This is a genomic window from Myroides sp. C6-3, assembly GCF_050522425.1.
GTDB lineage: Bacteria > Bacteroidota > Bacteroidia > Flavobacteriales > Flavobacteriaceae > Flavobacterium.
In genome coordinates, this window is record NZ_JBMVQP010000005.1 from 64,132 (window position 1) to 79,292 (window position 15,161).

Here is a 15,161-nt window from a genome sequence, read left to right on the forward strand (position 1 = left end):
TTCTAAGCAGGATTTTCAATTGCTTCAAACACACAATCTACTGCCATGCTAAATGCAGGCATTCCACCTGTAATCGCTGCGGTTTCGCAAACGCCAAAAAGTTCTTTTACGGTAGCTCCGGCTTTTAAGGCTCCTTTGGCGTGCAATTTTGCAGGTTCTTTGTGCATTCCGCCAATCAATAGAGCAAAGTGAACCAATTGCTGGGTTTTCTTGTCAAGTGGATTGTTGTAAATGAGTTGTTCTCGGTATTTTTCGATGATTTCTATGGCATCTGTTTCGTCTGAAAGTGCTGCCAATTTTAACCTTTTCTCGATGTTTTCCGGAACGAAACCCAGCAGTTCTTCGTACTTTTTTCTAATGTTTTCCATTATCCGATTAAGGTTGAAGTGTTGGGCCATTCCATATATTCAGCCGGATAAATTCCGTTTTGACGCATCAGCATATCTACCTGCCCTAAATGGTACGAATGATGCCCAAACGTAATCCACAGAAATGCCATTACCGTGTATTTCCGTCCCATAAAGGAAACGGTTTTATTCAAATCTTCTTCGGTATAGCTTTTTAAGATTTCAAATCCTTTGGCAAAAACGTCCTTGTATTTTTCCACTAATTCCTGTCCGTCTGCAATGTTTTCCAATAAAGAAGCGTTATCGGGTTTTGGAATTGCCAGTCCGTTTTCTCCTTCCTTCATCGCCTGAAACCAATGAATTTCTGCCAATACAAAATGACGGATTAATCCACCTATATTAATTGTATTCACACGAGTTCCGAGATACATCACTTCGTTATCAATCGGTGTACTGTTAAATACTTCATCGGGAACATCTTTCAGTAATTCCAGCGTTTGAAGATACAATTGTTCGTGAATATTCAAGAAGCGATTGAACTCCTGTATTGTTGCCTTATTTTCCATTTTTATTACATTTTAAACTGTTGTAAAATTATGTCGTAACAGGAATTTACACAGTAACCATTGTTACAGAAAGGAGATTTATTTCGCTTTAATAATAAATTGATACGGCAGTAAATCTACATTCACTTCAAAAGAAGTATAACCTGCTTTTTTCAACTCTGCAATTACTTCATCGATAGACACTTTATGGTCGGTTGGCGGGCCCACCGGAACATCTGTTTTGAAGAAATCAATCACGACCAATTCTCCATTGTTTTTTGTTCCTTTTTTTACTTTTGCAAAATATTCGGCTCGATTGTCAATATGGTGATAGGTATTTACGATTAACACCATATCCACTTCATTGTCTTTCAAATCAGGACTGTCAAAAGGTATTTTGCGAAGAGTGATATTATCGATTTTGTTGTCTTCCATACGTTTTTTCAGGAAAGTCTGAAACTCGTCATTTACATCGGCTGCAATTACATTTGCTCCGTGTTTGGCCAGTTTCACAGAAAAATATCCCGTTCCGGCACCGATGTCCATAATGGTTTTTCCGTTGATGTCGCCTAAATATTGCATCACCTTGTGCGGTTGCTGGTATTCGTCTCTTTCTTTCGATTCAAAACGATTTGCTAATTCATCCACAGATGATCTGTGCATATACTCATTTGCAGAATGTGCAGGTTTTCCGTCTCCGTGACCTTTGTGTTTGTTGTGTTCTTGTGCCATAAGTGTGCTTGTTGTGGCAATTGCGAAGATTGCCGTAATAATTTGTTTTTTCATTTTATATCAATTTAATAATTAGACTTTTTTATTTTTTCACTCCAAAAATAAGTTCCTGTTCCGATGAGTAAATTGCTCATTCCCAATATTGTTTCAAACGGATTATGGATTAATGCGTAGGTAATCATCCATACAGATAAAAGAACAAACACAATTTGAAACAGCGGAAATAACGGACTTTTGAAACCTTTTGTTTGTTGATTGTGATTTTGCTTTCGCAATTTGAATACGCCTAAAACTGTCATTAAAGAAGATGCAGTAAGCAATATTCCGCAATAAATCATAATCTGCTCAAAGGTGCCGGTGAGCAACAATAAGGCACTGATGCTAAACTGCAACCACAAGGCTCTTTTGGGAATGCCGTTTTCCTGTGTTTGAAAGTACGACCAAAGACGATGTTCTTTTGCAATGCTCGATGTTACTCTCGGGCCAACCCAAACCATAGCACTAATGCCTGAGATTAACAGTAATGAAATGGCCAACCCAAAGAAATTCCCTAATTTTTCTCCCAACATTTGCTGTGTAGCAATGGTGCCTACGTTCAACTGTCCGGCTAAATAATCAACCGGAACGTGTTTCAGAAAAACGTATTGCAATAAGGCGTATAAAACCGTTACCAAAATTGTTCCTCCAATAAGTGCTTTGGGTAAAGATTTTAAAGGATTTTCAAATTCTTCGGTAATATAAGCTGCCGCATTCCAGCCCGAATAGGAATAACTTACATAAATCAGTGCTATGGCAAAAGCTGTTGACGTTAATTCGGTAAAATATCCTTTTGAAGAAACGATTTCATTGCCCGAATGCTCCGGTAAAACCAAACCAACACCAACAATTATGACAATCAAAATTACTTTGAGCAAAGTACTGATGTTTTGAAATTCGGCACTCAGTTTCAAACTTCGGGTATGGATTAATGTGATGACAGCGACCAAAGCAATACTCATCCATTTGACATTGAAATTCCCAAATGGAAAATACTCCGAAAAAGCAATCGCAGCTAAAGCAATCGGTGCCGCAAAACCAACGGTAAGCGAAATCCATCCCGAAAGATATCCGATTAAAGGATTGTAAATTTTGGACAAGAAAGCATATTCTCCTCCTGATTTTGAAATAACCGTTCCTACTTCAGCATAACTGAACGCTCCCGAAAGAGCCAAAATACCGCCTAAAACCCAAAGAGTAAGTACAACCGAAGGATTATTCAAGTCTTTGAGTTGAAACCCTAAACTGGTAAATGCACCTGTGCCTATCATATTGGCAACAACAATGGCAATTCCTGTTAGCGTGGTGATTTTATGTTTGGATTTTGGCTGCATACATTAAAATTTATATTGCATGAAAACCGTAAAATTTCTACCTGCTTCATTAATCGGTACGCTGGCAAAACCTTCTTGATTTCGAAATGCAAAATTTAAGTGGTTGTGGTATGTCTTATCAAAAATATTTAGCCCGGCTATTCCGATACTTAGTTTTTCAACAGGTTTATAACCTAACCGCACATCCATAGTCTGATAACCTCCTGTTCTGATTTCTCCGAATGAATATGCCAACTCATTTTGGGTTGCAACAATATTATATTGAATATTTCCCCAGAATTTTTCTTTTTCTATTCCTTTAGAAATACGAGCTGTGAATGGAGGAATTAACGGTAAAGATTCATCAAAATCCTTATTTCTGGTATAGATATAAGACAAATCTGTTTTTAAGAAATAGTACTTTCCGAAATCTAATTTTGCGGAAACATCAATACCCGTTTTATAAGCATCTTTTATATTTGTAAATACTTTTGCATCAGATGCTATATCAGGCTCAATCACTGCTGAAATATAATTTTTCAAAAAGCCATAATACACAGATCCCTCAAAACGAATGGTATTGAAAAAGCCACTTAGGTTTTCATAACCGCTTAATCCAATTTCAAACTGATTATTTATTTCAGCTTTCAAATCAGAATTTCCGGTATAAGTATAGCTATCCTGTCCTACATTGAACTGGTTGATGTATCGCTCGATCATATTGGCAGAACGCACACCACGACCATAAGCAAATTCTAAAAAAAGGCGGTCTGAAAATGCTTTTTTCAACGAAATGGTTCCGCTTATATTATGCTCTGTTCTTTTATCCAAATCATACAATGCGGCAAAATCAGCTTCCAGTTTACGAATGTCTGAAATGACCATATCGTAACGTAATCCTGCGGATAAAATATAGCTGGGCAGAAAGTTCCATTTCGCTTCCGTATAAGCTCCTATATCGTCAATATACGAATCCTGCCATATAGAATTTATTCTTGTAATAGGGTTAGGCAATGGATTACCGTTCTGCATCTTTATCAGTCTTGTTCGGTCTCCATATCTGCTGATGTGTAGATAATCCACTCCGCTAAAAAAATGAAGTTTATCGGACGTTTTCCATTCCAATTCTGCTTTTGCCCCGATGGTTGTAGAATTTACATCGGCCGCTGCTTCGGTTGCTGTCGCTGTGGAGCGTTTGTAATTGGTCATCAGATGATCTACATAACTGTAGTAGGTTTTTACTTGCAGACTTTTCAGATTTTTCCCAACATTATCCCATTTGTAATCCAATGAAGCAATGCTGCTGTTGTCATATTCGGTATCCATAGGAAGACCTGCGTGCAACACATCACGTCCGAAAGCCTGTCTCCAGGATGCTTGTATACGCTGATTCGGATGGATATTATAGCCTAATTTCAAACCATAGTCAGTACTTCTGAATGAAGATGGAATTTTTGTATCATCACCGTCTTTGTAATTGCCATAATCTCTGTAACCGAAATTACCAGCTACGTCAAATTTTTGCGTTACATACTGTAGTTGAGCCATTCCTACATAGGCACTTCCATTGGTTTCGTAGCCTGAAGCCACCGAACCGTGAAAGCCGTGTTCTCCTTTTGATGGATTGCGTGTGACCAGATTGACGATGCCTCCAAAATTTGCACCGTACCGCACACTATAGGGACCTTTAATGATTTCTATTTTCTCAATTTCTTCAGGTGAAATGTGAGAGGTGATCGGATCCATACGATTGGGACAAGCGTGCATCACTTTCAGTCCACCATCGTATTGAATGTTCAATTGCTCATATTGTGCACCACGAAATGTGGGATCCATTGCGTAATTTCCTCTCTTTATCAAGGAAAATCCATTGATGTCACAAAACAAGCCCGCAACATTTTTGGGTTGGACTATTTTTTCATTATAGTTGTTGGAAACTTTACTGAATGTGGGGTTTTCCAATCTATAACCCGTAATTATTATTTCATTGAGGATCGTTGTTTTTATAGTATCCTCTTTTTGCTCACTTTGAGCCATAGTTATATAAGGCACAATACAAAGCAAAGTCAATAGTATTGATTTCATTTTTTAAAATTTGATGAATGATAAATGTGTCCCGTGAATATATCAGGGATTTTAATTTAGATCATCAAATTTTCGGGTGGATATTTGCATTTATCCAAATACAGAAAGGAATAAAAAGATTGTTTGGCAATGATTTTATTCTTCTGTAATCTTTTGATTTTTATAAACTCTAAAGTGAATTTTTCGGTAGGAATAAAATCAGGAAAGCTGATGGAGGAAATCTGTTCGGGTATTTTTTCCTGTGTTTCTGAAGCTTCTTTTGAGGCTTTATTCAGACTACATTTTCCATTACAATGCAGTTCAGGTTTCTCTTGATTTTCACAAAACAATTCTATATATCTTTCGGTATCCAATAAATAAAAAGCATAATGAAACTGTGCATAGAACGTTCTAAACACTAAAGTAAAGAGGAATATGTACAAGGCTGCCTTTTTCAAAGAAAATCTTTTGAAACCATTATTGCAACAAAGTTATTTTTACAAAATGGTTTTTATTGTAACCAATGTTACAGAAGAGTGATTTTGAAACAATGTATTTTGGGATACTCTTAATCTAATGATAAGCTATATGCAAAATTATTCTGCCTTTTCATATTTCAACTTATAATCGCCGATATGAATTTCGCTCTGCTTGATTTTTTTATGATTTCGGAAAAAATTGATGATACCCACAATCAGCAAAAGACTGGATATGACGAACAAGATGTATTCAAAAATCACCGCCTCGTTACCATCAACAAGTTTGTTGACACTAAGACCAGCCACAAAATAGTAGATAGAACTTCTTAAAATGACAGAAATGTCGATTGGTTGGCAAGAAATGTACGTTGGATAGCTAATTCTTCTCTAAGTATCAGGTCTTTTTTGAAAGGTGAATTTATTTGTTCGCCTTTGGTTTCTTCCATAGTGTTAGTTTAACAATTCTATGTTATTGCGGTTTAGTTTTATTTTTCCTTCATTTTCCAATGCTTTCAGCAATCGTGAAATTACTACTCGGGAACTGTTGAGTTCGTAGGCAATCTCCTGATGGGTTTTGGTGATGATACTTGAAACCTGAGTTAGACTCTTCTTTGGTCGCTCAGAAATATAAATATGATAGTTAAGGCGCCTTTGTGCAGGCTTATCGAGATAAGCCAAGCAGAGGCAACACAGCATAGCGTGTTTAATTGATTAGCTTTTTTGTTGTTTCACTTTGAAACAGCCATCTTCTTCCTGAAAACGCCTAGAAATAGCCCGCTATTCCTTCGTTGTTATCAGTCGAATCTGACAATTTCAAAGCGTTCTGAGTAAAAAATAATAATCGAACTCAGCTTTATAGTTTTTACAATTGATCATATGAACTCTATAGTTTGTGGACTATCCGGCAGGTAGAGTAGATTAACTTCTCCTACTTGGTATGCGTGTATGTCTGAGAGTAATACTACTTTCTTTTTCTCTAAGTAATGTGTCTTACCGTCTTTATCGGTATAGTTGATGTGGATGCGCATTTCAGGTTGCTCATTGATGAATGTCCCGGTCTGATTAATTTTCGTAATATGTCCTTTGGTTTCCAAACCGTATAGAAACAATTTATAGGAACTTTTATGATTAAGTCCACCTCCCATTCGGCTGAAAATTTTGTTAATTGCTAATTCAGTTATAAGCCCAAAATATGGAGTCCAGACCCAAGGGTGCCATAGCGAAAGCCAACGCCATCCTTTTCCATTGCTAAAGACCAAATGATTGACTATAAATACTGCAATGGCATACACAATAGTAAATAGATAAAGCCAACGCATTTTCGATTTGGTAGCAAAATAATCTCCCTCGCCTAGTATCCATGGAATTTCTGCACTTTTTTGTGTGTTTAGTCTGAGGGGGAGTTGTTTCCCAACTTCATATCTCTTTAAATGTGGCTTGATATCAAGAAAATCAAAAGAAGTAGTGATTTCGGTACCCGCCAAATTGGGAAAAGACACCATTACTTCGGTCATGAAATTTCCTTCTTTGGTTTCTTTTTTTGTGATGATCTCATAGATTTTTGCATCTACAACCTTTCCGCTTCTCTGTAGCTCTTGAGCTTCTTTCAGCAATAGCTTGGGCTTACTGACATGCTTTCGGAACTGTACTTTGATCAACCAGGCCCAACCGATGATTCCAATCATCAGAGAAATTGTCGCCGTCCATGCACCCGAACTCCATCCTCCAGCATAAGAAAAAAACAAAGGGAAGATGTAAAGGAAAAAGAAGATGTACCACTGCCAAAAATTTCTACTCATATCTTTTGTGTTTAAACTATTAAATACGCTGAATCATTACCTCATTTCCAGTTTTGCAAACTTTCCTTGGCTATCGGTTTCCAGACTGTAATCTGAGCGATCACCTCTTAGTGAAATTGCCCAATATTGTTTGTGTGGATGCGAGTAATAGGTTACCGAAGAAGGGAGCTCTATAAAACCTATCTCGTCAAACCTATTGATGACCTCGTATAGAACCTGATGGGCAGTACGCAACTTGATAGTGGCGAGCGGATAGGAATTTCCCTCCATATTCTGCAAGTCTCTACTAGTTAATTTCACAGGATCTTTTTTTGCCCATTTTCCGGTTTTGCTTTCATGCCAATACCAATCTACTTCGTTGGGGTTTGACGGATTGACAATAGGCAAACGTACTCTTTGGTGCTCTACAAATAAGGGAGAAGAGTATAACAGTATGTCTTCCGTATTTAATACTGTATATAATTCGGCTTGGATTTCATCCAATCTCTCAGGTTGGAAAAGTAAGGATATCTCAGTTCTGTTCCATTTCTCGATTTCATGCGTCAGCATTGCCATGGTGTAATCAAACTTTAGGCTATCAAGTGTTGGATATAACCCCTGGATGAGCTCACGGTATTTTTCAATCGTTTGGTTTTGTGCTCTGAGCTTCGAACTAAAAGGGTTGTGAAAAGTATCTTTTAGATTCTCTTGCGAATCTTCTTGATTGTTAAAGGTGTCTTCGACTGCTTTTTTTACATAATCGCAAGAGTTCAAACTAACAATTGCAACAGACAATAAATAAATTATTCCTAATCGTTTCATATGTTATTCTATCAATTATTACTCGATAAAAGGGTGTTTTGTGTGCCATCCATCTTTTTATAAAATTATGGATATAATACTCACTTTATATTAATTCAATATTAATATCCCGTTATCTTTTAATTCTTTTAGCCGCTCAATTGTATATTCTTGTTCAGCGAGTTTCATTTTGTGTGAGTTTATTTCGAATTCTTCCGTTAATTTATGTCTCGTTTGGCTTACTTCATGCAATTCAAAAATTGCCGCCTCGTTACCATCAACAAGTTTGTTGACACTAAGACCAGCCACAAAATAGTAGATAGAACTTCTTAAAATGACAGAAATGTCGATTGGTTGGCAAGAAATATACGCTGGATAGCTAATTCTTCTCTAAGTATCAGGTCTTTTTTGAAAGGAGAATTTATTTGTTCGCCTTTGGTTTCTTCCATAGCGTTAGTTTAACAATTCTATGTTATTGCGGTTTAGTTTTATTTTTCCTTCATTTTCCAATGCTTTCAGCAATCGGGAAATTACTACACGGGAACTGTTTAATTCGTAAGCAATTTCCTGGTGGGTTTTAGTAATAATATTCGAATCGTTGATCTTACTTTTCTCCTGAAGATAGTTGTAAAGGCGTTCATCCATGTGCATAAAGGCAATATTGTCTATAGCAGCGAGCATTTCATTGAAGCGATTGTTATAACTTTCAAAAACAAAAGCACGCCAGCTTTTATATTTACCCATCCATTCTTCCATTTTCCCTACGGGAATCATCGCTACCAAACCATTATTTTCTGCCACTGCCCGGATTTCGCTTTTTTTATCGCCCATACAGCAGGTAAGTGTCATAGAGCAAGTATCTCCTTTTTCGATAAAGTATAGTAATAGTTCACCTGTATCAAAATCTTCACGCATAATTTTGATAGCTCCACTGATTAGCAAAGGCATGGTTTTGATATATTTACCAATATCTATCAATACATCTCCTTCTTTGAATTCGACAACCTTAGCGACAGAAACGATTTCGTCAATGAGCTCTTTTTCAAATATCCCCCGGTAGGTTTCACGGATTAATTCTTCCATATTTATTTCGATTTAATGAGGCAGCTTGTTTTTTATCAGACCATAAAGCCACGTTCCTAATAACGCCCCTAAAATTACAACTAAAATCGGGAAATATCCTGCACCTGTCATTACAAACATTGGACCTGGACATGCTCCCGCTAACGCCCAGCCTAAACCAAAAAGAATACCACCTATTAAATAGCGTGGAATACTTTTATCCTTGTCTGCAATAACAATAGGATTTCCAGTAATATCTTTTACCTTGTTTCTTTTGATGTATTGTACTACGATTATTCCTACTGCCAAAGCAGTTCCCATTAAACCATACATGTGAATGGATTGAAACTGGAACATTTCATAAATCCGGAACCATGATGCGGCTTCAGATTTGTACATAACAATTCCGAAAAAGGTTCCGATTAGTAAGTAAACTATATTTTTCATTGCTTTTAAAAATTAAAATTTGTTATTAGATTGATTTGGTTGTAATCGCTTCTTTGTGCAACCAATTGTGTGTTATGCTCGTTTTTATTTTTTTTCCAGACATACAGCAACTCAATATGAAGCCCTTTTAAGAAATTGGTAAACTCATAATGCAATCGTGTATTTATCTGGTAATAATCATCGATGTTGTATTTGTTTAATTCATAGTTTTTTATGGCTGCTCCGTGAGTAGTAGTTGCATCGACATTCAAAAATAAATGTTTCCAATTGTACTGATACCCGATAGCAAAGACATCAACTCCACCCAATCCTTCTATACGGCTTCTGGACATAGATGTATAAAACTGATCCCGACCCAATTCTTTCGGGAATAAGTACCTGCTGGACTCAAAAGATTTGGTATAGGCTGCTTTAAATTGTGATGAACCATTTTTGTATTTCAGTATACTGCTGACTACCTGTCCGTTTTCGTTCGGCTGCACATATCGGTTTTTATAAGCGAGCGTTTTTTGGTAAGCATCAGGTATCTGGTAAGAATAAATAATGCCAAGCTCCCAATTTTTTTTTGCATACTCCAATTGCAACCAAGAGGTGTTAATGAATTTATCCAAATGAAAATTCCAGAAATTGACTTTCAAATTTTTAAATTCCTTTCCCAAATGCACAATCGCTAATCCTTGTGAATGGGTTGTTTCTTTATAGTATGCTTTTTCTCCGTTTGGTAAATATCCGTTATCTGTCAATCCGATAGCCTCTTCCATTGAAAACCATTCGGTCATTGATCTAGGAGAAACCCTATGTATCCATGCTACATCAGCCTGAAATTTTTCATTTTTATGATGTAACCAACCTCCCTGAAAAGCAAAAGGCTTCATTCTTCCATCGCTTTTATTCAATAAAGGCGTATATTCTACTGGGATTTTCCCATAGGTTACGTAAGAATTTTTCCAATGATATTTGATATACAGTTCCTCCAATCTGTCCAAATCTTTAAAATTGTCTTTATGATTCACATCAAATAGTTCCTGTTCCCATCGTGATGATTTATTGGTCTGATCGTAAGGTTTATTCAAATCAGATGAAAACAGCTTATAGGTAAATATTCCCGAAACACCTAACTGAAAGCCTTTATACGATTTGGTTTTATAGCTTAATACGCCTCCAGTGGCATTGGCATAATAATCGTTTCCATGATTGTTTTCAGTCATCAAAAAATAATTTCGGATATGTCCGCTGATTTCGCCTTCTTTGAGATAGGAAACCAAAGATTTATTTTCAACAGTATCTTTTATATGATTTTCCTGTGCCATTGTTGGTTGAGAAAGTATAGCTACAACCAGTATTACCAACAGCCTTTTCATCGGTATTAAAAAATTAAAGGAAAAATGAGATGTACCATAATTAATCCACCTATAAAGAAACCAATAGTTGCTATCAAAGACGGTAACTGTAAATTACTGATACCTGATATAGCATGACCAGAAGTACAGCCACCTGCATAACGTGCTCCAAAACCAACCAATATTCCGCCAATTAGTAGTATAGCCAATGTCTTAGGATCTGAAAATGCTTCCGTTCCAAAAAGTTCTGTAGGTACGTATGCTTTCCCAGCACTTTCAAAACCTATTTCCTTTAAATGCTCAACCGTTTTTGGGTTTAAGTCCGGTATTTGATTATCCGACAGATAATTTGAAGCTACAAAACCACCGATAATAGCTCCAATCATTACCAATAAATTCCAGCGTTGTGCTTTCCAGTCAAAACAGAAAAAATCACAAGTCTTGCCGGCTCCGCTCATAGTACAGAGTGTTCGCAAATTGGACGACATTCCAAAATTTTTACCTACGTAAAGTAGAATAAACATCGTCAGTGCAATCAATGGTCCGCTAACATACCACGGCCATGGTTGTAAAATCCATTCCATAAATTATAGTTTTATTCTTTTTTATTACTGCAAATTTCAGTTTATAAAAAGAGATAGTCTGTTACATAGGTTACACAGGACTAAACATCTTCGCCTTTCATCATTTTTTGCCAATAGAAATAGGGAAGCATGTATTTTTTTAACAGCCACAAACGCCAGTGTTCTTTGGAACTGTCGCCAATCAGCATCATTTTGAGTTTTGGGTCGGGCGTGAATTCATTTTTGTAATTAAACTCTGCCAATACCATTTTTCCATAACCTGTTACTAGGGGACAAGATGAATACCCTTGGTACGATTTGTTGTCGGCAGTTTTTCCTTTTATTAGTTTAAGGATATTATCAACCACTACAGGAGCCTGTTTGCGTACGGCTGCACCGGTTTTTGCGGTTGGTAAAGCAGCTACATCTCCAATTCCGAAAATATTCGGATATTTTTTGTGTTGAAGACTATTGATATCCACATCTAACCAGCCTGTTTCATTTACCAAAATAGACTCTTTCACAAACTTTGGGGCTGTTTGGGGTGGAGCTAAATGTAACAAATCAAAGGGCATTTCAATCAATGAATCACCTTGTTGCTTTTCTCCCAACACATTGCCTTCATTCACTACGCAATTATTTTCATCGGGAGCAACGCTTTTGAAATAGACTATTTTTTTATCGGCATCTATTTTGACTGGAGCATAAAAAGGTTTAAAATGTACATTGTATCGATGGATGACTTTCATTAGTGTATCTGCAATTCGTTTCACTCCAAATATGACAGTACCGGGAGTTGCAAACACTACATTTGATTTCTTGTCTAATCCATTTCTGCGAAGGTAATCAGCTGCCAAATACATAATTTTCTGTGGAGCTCCGCCACATTTTATAGGGGTTGTAGGTTGGGTAAAAACCGCATTTCCACCTTTAAAGTTCTTTAGGCATTCCCAGGTGTATTTAGGATCTATATAGTTACTGCATACAATGCCTTTTTTTACTGCTTCTTCCAATCCTTCTATCAGGGAAAGGTCATTTACTAATCCGGGAGCAACCACAAGATAATCATAACTAATTTTGATACCTTTCTTGGTTTCAATCTTATTTTCTTCAGGATAAAAAGATACTACGGCATCCTGAAGCCACTCTACGCCTTGTGGGATTAAATCCCGCATAGGTTTTGCCGTTTTGGCGAAATCATATGTTCCGGCTCCGACCAATGTCCAGGCAGGTTGATAATAGTGTCTCTCTGCCGGATCAATGATAACAATGTCAAGAGACTTATCTTTTTTCAAAAGTTGGGCAGCGGTCATAATTCCGGCTGTACCCGCACCTATAATGGCTATTTGATAATGTGATTTCATACCGTTACTATTTATTATTATTCGTAAAAGTATATTTTGGGAATAAGATAGTCTGTAACATATGTTACTGAAAGGCATATTTATGAAGAATAATATTAGGCTAAGTAGCTGTAGTAGTTATAATAAAACATTTATTCATTAAAAATTGAAGTATTATAAAGTACATTAAAAACATCCTTTTATCAATAAGGGAAGAAGAAAAGAAATTGGATTTAAACTCACAAAATGTAATAGAAAGTACACGTGAAGTTGTTTCTTTTTTATTGTCTAAACTGGAAAGATTACGAGATTATATCATGGAAAATGGATTTGAACAACCTAATCAAGAAATTGAATTTTTCAAGAAAATAAAACCCGAAATACAAGGGAAATTAATTTTCTATAATAAGGTGTTCAAAATTGAGAGCAGTTGTCCAAGTGAGATGTGGGATGTTCACAAAAAATATTTTTCGGATGAACTACAAAAGATTGAAAATATTTACAGAGAAAACACCTGCAATTGCCCTTTCTACAGATATTACCGGTCGGGACGTATAGATCGGGATGAAGAGTTATTTATTAGGGGGCAGATAAATATAGACAATGGGCTTAATAGTCACATTTTTGAATCTGATCACAGATTTTCTACTTACTTCGATTATAAAGTAGCAAGAATAATAGGTGATGAATTATTTTATGATTATCTCATTTTTCGTATAAATAGTGGATTATTTGATATGACTAAAGCTGAAAACTTACAACAATTGGTATGGACGGAATCAAAAAATGCTTTGATAGAACTAATTTATACTTTGCATGTTAATGGAGCTATATTGAATGGAAATATAAGTGTTCGAAAAATAGCCTCAGCAGTCCAATCTGTTTTCAATATTGAATTAGGGGATATACACCATGCCTTTCACCGAATGAAAATGCGTGCTGGTTCCAGAACAGCCTATTTGGATCAATTAAAAAAATCTTTGGAAGAGCATATGGATAAAGATTTTGAATAATTAATATTTTCAAGCAGTGATTAATTTCACTGCTTTTTGATTTTTGTATCATTTATGATCTTGTTTTCAGACATATGTTTTCATATATTTGCTGTGAGCTAACGGAAACACATTGAAAAGCAAAGCAATAAGCACCGTTACCAAATCGTTACCTGACTTTTTTGATTATCCTTATAAAAGCTTAGTATTCAACCGATACAGCTTTTTCCTGAAAACTTTAAAATAAAAAACATTACAAAATACAAGGTGTTTTTATGTAAAATATAAGATAAATCCTTTATATTTATTCCAATAAATTTAATATAAGTTATTTCTTTATTAAAAATAATTAGATATTATTCTGTTTTAAAAATAAACAAAGGAATAAATAAATAATCCTTTTGTGTTTAAATATTGAAAAAAGAAGGAAAAAATGTGAATTAAGCAATGATTGTGAGACTCTTTTAAAATCAACGGGTTGGTCGCATAACAAGGGGTATCTGTCTTGTTAAAAACTTAACATTTGTTCAATGGGGAGAAGAATGTTCTGTTGTGAATCGTGTATTGTAATCCTCTTTTTGAGATTTATAATTACAAAAATGTCGATTTTATAGTGTTTCAATTGGGGTTAGAAGCTTAGCTTTTAAGAAAAATAACATAAAAATAAAATTTATTGGTTTTGGTATAATATTTGTTTTGTGTAATAATATTGAAGGAAATTGAACTTTTTAGGTTATTTCTTTTGATTAAAAATACATAATTGAAATAAATAGTAGTTTATGAAAAAAAATGTACTTTCAGTTGCGTTGCTGATGATGTCAGGATTCACTTTTGCACAAGTAGGGATTGGAACAGCTAATCCTAATCCATCAGCTCTTTTAGATGTAGAAGCAAAAATGGGAAATTATAAAGGGGTGCTCATCCCGCGAATTCCCTTGTTGTCAACCACAGACAATTCTACGATTAAAGGAGGGAAAAATACAAACAGTCTACTTGTTTTCAATACTACAAATAGCGAAGATCTCAAACCAGGTTATTACTATTGGTTTGATAGCCGTTGGGTACGTCTAATTACATCTGCAGATGATTTTTTAACGGATGTTGCACGCAATGAGGAACTTGCTGTAAATATTGCCCGTGAAACACTATTCTTACGTGATTCAAAGGATAAAATCATTGAGGTTCCCTTATCCGACATCAATATAGTAACAACACTGGAGGCGAGTGGACAAGGAACATATACTTATACTTCCGAAGACCAAACGCAGACGATAATCGATATTCCAGGAGAAGTTATCCAAAATATTACGTAGATTGTC

Annotated in this window: 15 protein-coding genes and 1 pseudogene; 2 read left to right on the forward strand and 14 right to left on the reverse strand. The window is 35.8% G+C overall.

Features of this window, described 5'->3' with window-relative positions:
* Window positions 1-2: 2 nt before the first annotated feature.
* The 14 genes and pseudogenes from ACPDG9_RS03695 to ACPDG9_RS03760 all read right to left on the reverse strand — a co-directional run bounded on the left by ACPDG9_RS03695 (window position 3) and on the right by ACPDG9_RS03760 (window position 12,871).
* Entirely contained in the window at window positions 3-368 is a 366-nt protein-coding gene (locus tag ACPDG9_RS03695; protein ID WP_286385882.1) for a carboxymuconolactone decarboxylase family protein, read from the reverse strand.
* Window positions 368-913 (reverse strand): DinB family protein, encoded by a 546-nt coding sequence (locus ACPDG9_RS03700; protein WP_286385883.1) that lies wholly within the window; start codon window positions 911-913, stop codon window positions 368-370. The genes ACPDG9_RS03695 and ACPDG9_RS03700 overlap by 1 nt, the downstream gene beginning before the upstream one ends.
* 78 nt (window positions 914-991) lie before the next feature.
* Entirely contained in the window at window positions 992-1,678 is a 687-nt protein-coding gene (locus ACPDG9_RS03705) for a class I SAM-dependent methyltransferase (protein WP_286385884.1), read from the reverse strand.
* An 11-nt stretch (window positions 1,679-1,689) separates the two neighbouring features.
* Complete coding sequence (locus tag ACPDG9_RS03710; RefSeq protein ID WP_286395961.1) at window positions 1,690-2,994, reverse strand: APC family permease; 1,305 nt, start codon at window positions 2,992-2,994, stop codon at window positions 1,690-1,692.
* Window positions 2,995-2,997: 3 nt separating this feature from the next.
* Window positions 2,998-5,058 (reverse strand): TonB-dependent receptor domain-containing protein, encoded by a 2,061-nt coding sequence (locus tag ACPDG9_RS03715; RefSeq protein ID WP_286395958.1) that lies wholly within the window; start codon window positions 5,056-5,058, stop codon window positions 2,998-3,000.
* A gap of 56 nt (window positions 5,059-5,114) precedes the next feature.
* On the reverse strand, window positions 5,115-5,495 hold the full coding sequence (locus ACPDG9_RS03720) for a hypothetical protein (protein WP_286395955.1): 381 nt from the start codon (window positions 5,493-5,495) through the stop codon (window positions 5,115-5,117).
* A gap of 471 nt (window positions 5,496-5,966) precedes the next feature.
* Window positions 5,967-6,110: pseudogene (locus tag ACPDG9_RS03725) on the reverse strand (helix-turn-helix domain-containing protein); the annotation flags it as partial.
* A gap of 278 nt (window positions 6,111-6,388) precedes the next feature.
* Entirely contained in the window at window positions 6,389-7,315 is a 927-nt protein-coding gene (locus ACPDG9_RS03730; RefSeq protein ID WP_286385888.1) for a hypothetical protein, read from the reverse strand.
* A 36-nt stretch (window positions 7,316-7,351) separates the two neighbouring features.
* Window positions 7,352-8,116, reverse strand: coding sequence for a hypothetical protein (locus tag ACPDG9_RS03735; RefSeq protein WP_286385889.1), 765 nt, complete (start codon window positions 8,114-8,116; stop codon window positions 7,352-7,354).
* Between the two features lie 432 nt (window positions 8,117-8,548).
* Window positions 8,549-9,178 carry a Crp/Fnr family transcriptional regulator gene (locus ACPDG9_RS03740; protein ID WP_286385891.1) on the reverse strand — a complete coding sequence of 210 codons (630 nt, stop codon included), beginning with the start codon at window positions 9,176-9,178 and terminating at the stop codon, window positions 8,549-8,551.
* A 12-nt stretch (window positions 9,179-9,190) separates the two neighbouring features.
* A complete protein-coding gene (locus ACPDG9_RS03745) occupies window positions 9,191-9,604 on the reverse strand; it encodes a YeeE/YedE family protein (RefSeq protein WP_286385893.1) in 414 nt (137 codons plus the stop codon).
* A 5-nt stretch (window positions 9,605-9,609) separates the two neighbouring features.
* On the reverse strand, window positions 9,610-10,965 hold the full coding sequence (locus ACPDG9_RS03750) for a hypothetical protein (protein ID WP_430526430.1): 1,356 nt from the start codon (window positions 10,963-10,965) through the stop codon (window positions 9,610-9,612).
* Window positions 10,966-10,970: 5 nt separating this feature from the next.
* On the reverse strand, window positions 10,971-11,528 hold the full coding sequence (locus tag ACPDG9_RS03755; RefSeq protein ID WP_286385895.1) for a YeeE/YedE family protein: 558 nt from the start codon (window positions 11,526-11,528) through the stop codon (window positions 10,971-10,973).
* 80 nt (window positions 11,529-11,608) lie between these two features.
* Window positions 11,609-12,871: an FAD/NAD(P)-binding oxidoreductase gene (locus ACPDG9_RS03760; RefSeq protein WP_286395953.1), complete on the reverse strand. Its 1,263-nt coding sequence runs from the start codon at window positions 12,869-12,871 to the stop codon at window positions 11,609-11,611.
* Between the two features lie 296 nt (window positions 12,872-13,167).
* Between ACPDG9_RS03760 and ACPDG9_RS03765 the strand changes: the two genes are divergently transcribed.
* Complete coding sequence (locus tag ACPDG9_RS03765) at window positions 13,168-13,863, forward strand: RteC domain-containing protein (protein WP_286395950.1); 696 nt, start codon at window positions 13,168-13,170, stop codon at window positions 13,861-13,863.
* A 758-nt stretch (window positions 13,864-14,621) separates the two neighbouring features.
* Window positions 14,622-15,155, forward strand: coding sequence for a hypothetical protein (locus ACPDG9_RS03770; protein ID WP_430526431.1), 534 nt, complete (start codon window positions 14,622-14,624; stop codon window positions 15,153-15,155).
* The last annotated feature ends 6 nt before the right edge of the window (window positions 15,156-15,161 follow it).

Coding starts and splice junctions, on each gene's coding strand:
- ACPDG9_RS03735 (WP_286385889.1), bottom strand. CDS start 8,116: ATGAAACGATTAGGAATAATTTATTTATTGTCTGTTGCAATTGTTAGT.
- ACPDG9_RS03700 (WP_286385883.1), bottom strand. CDS start 913: ATGGAAAATAAGGCAACAATACAGGAGTTCAATCGCTTCTTGAATATT.
- ACPDG9_RS03750 (WP_430526430.1), bottom strand. CDS start 10,965: ATGAAAAGGCTGTTGGTAATACTGGTTGTAGCTATACTTTCTCAACCA.
- ACPDG9_RS03705 (WP_286385884.1), bottom strand. CDS start 1,678: ATGAAAAAACAAATTATTACGGCAATCTTCGCAATTGCCACAACAAGC.
- ACPDG9_RS03745 (WP_286385893.1), bottom strand. CDS start 9,604: ATGAAAAATATAGTTTACTTACTAATCGGAACCTTTTTCGGAATTGTT.
- ACPDG9_RS03715 (WP_286395958.1), bottom strand. CDS start 5,058: ATGAAATCAATACTATTGACTTTGCTTTGTATTGTGCCTTATATAACT.
- ACPDG9_RS03695 (WP_286385882.1), bottom strand. CDS start 368: ATGGAAAACATTAGAAAAAAGTACGAAGAACTGCTGGGTTTCGTTCCG.
- ACPDG9_RS03740 (WP_286385891.1), bottom strand. CDS start 9,178: ATGGAAGAATTAATCCGTGAAACCTACCGGGGGATATTTGAAAAAGAG.
- ACPDG9_RS03730 (WP_286385888.1), bottom strand. CDS start 7,315: ATGAGTAGAAATTTTTGGCAGTGGTACATCTTCTTTTTCCTTTACATC.
- ACPDG9_RS03755 (WP_286385895.1), bottom strand. CDS start 11,528: ATGGAATGGATTTTACAACCATGGCCGTGGTATGTTAGCGGACCATTG.
- ACPDG9_RS03770 (WP_430526431.1), top strand. CDS start 14,622: ATGAAAAAAAATGTACTTTCAGTTGCGTTGCTGATGATGTCAGGATTC.
- ACPDG9_RS03710 (WP_286395961.1), bottom strand. CDS start 2,994: ATGCAGCCAAAATCCAAACATAAAATCACCACGCTAACAGGAATTGCC.
- ACPDG9_RS03765 (WP_286395950.1), top strand. CDS start 13,168: ATGGAAAATGGATTTGAACAACCTAATCAAGAAATTGAATTTTTCAAG.
- ACPDG9_RS03760 (WP_286395953.1), bottom strand. CDS start 12,871: ATGAAATCACATTATCAAATAGCCATTATAGGTGCGGGTACAGCCGGA.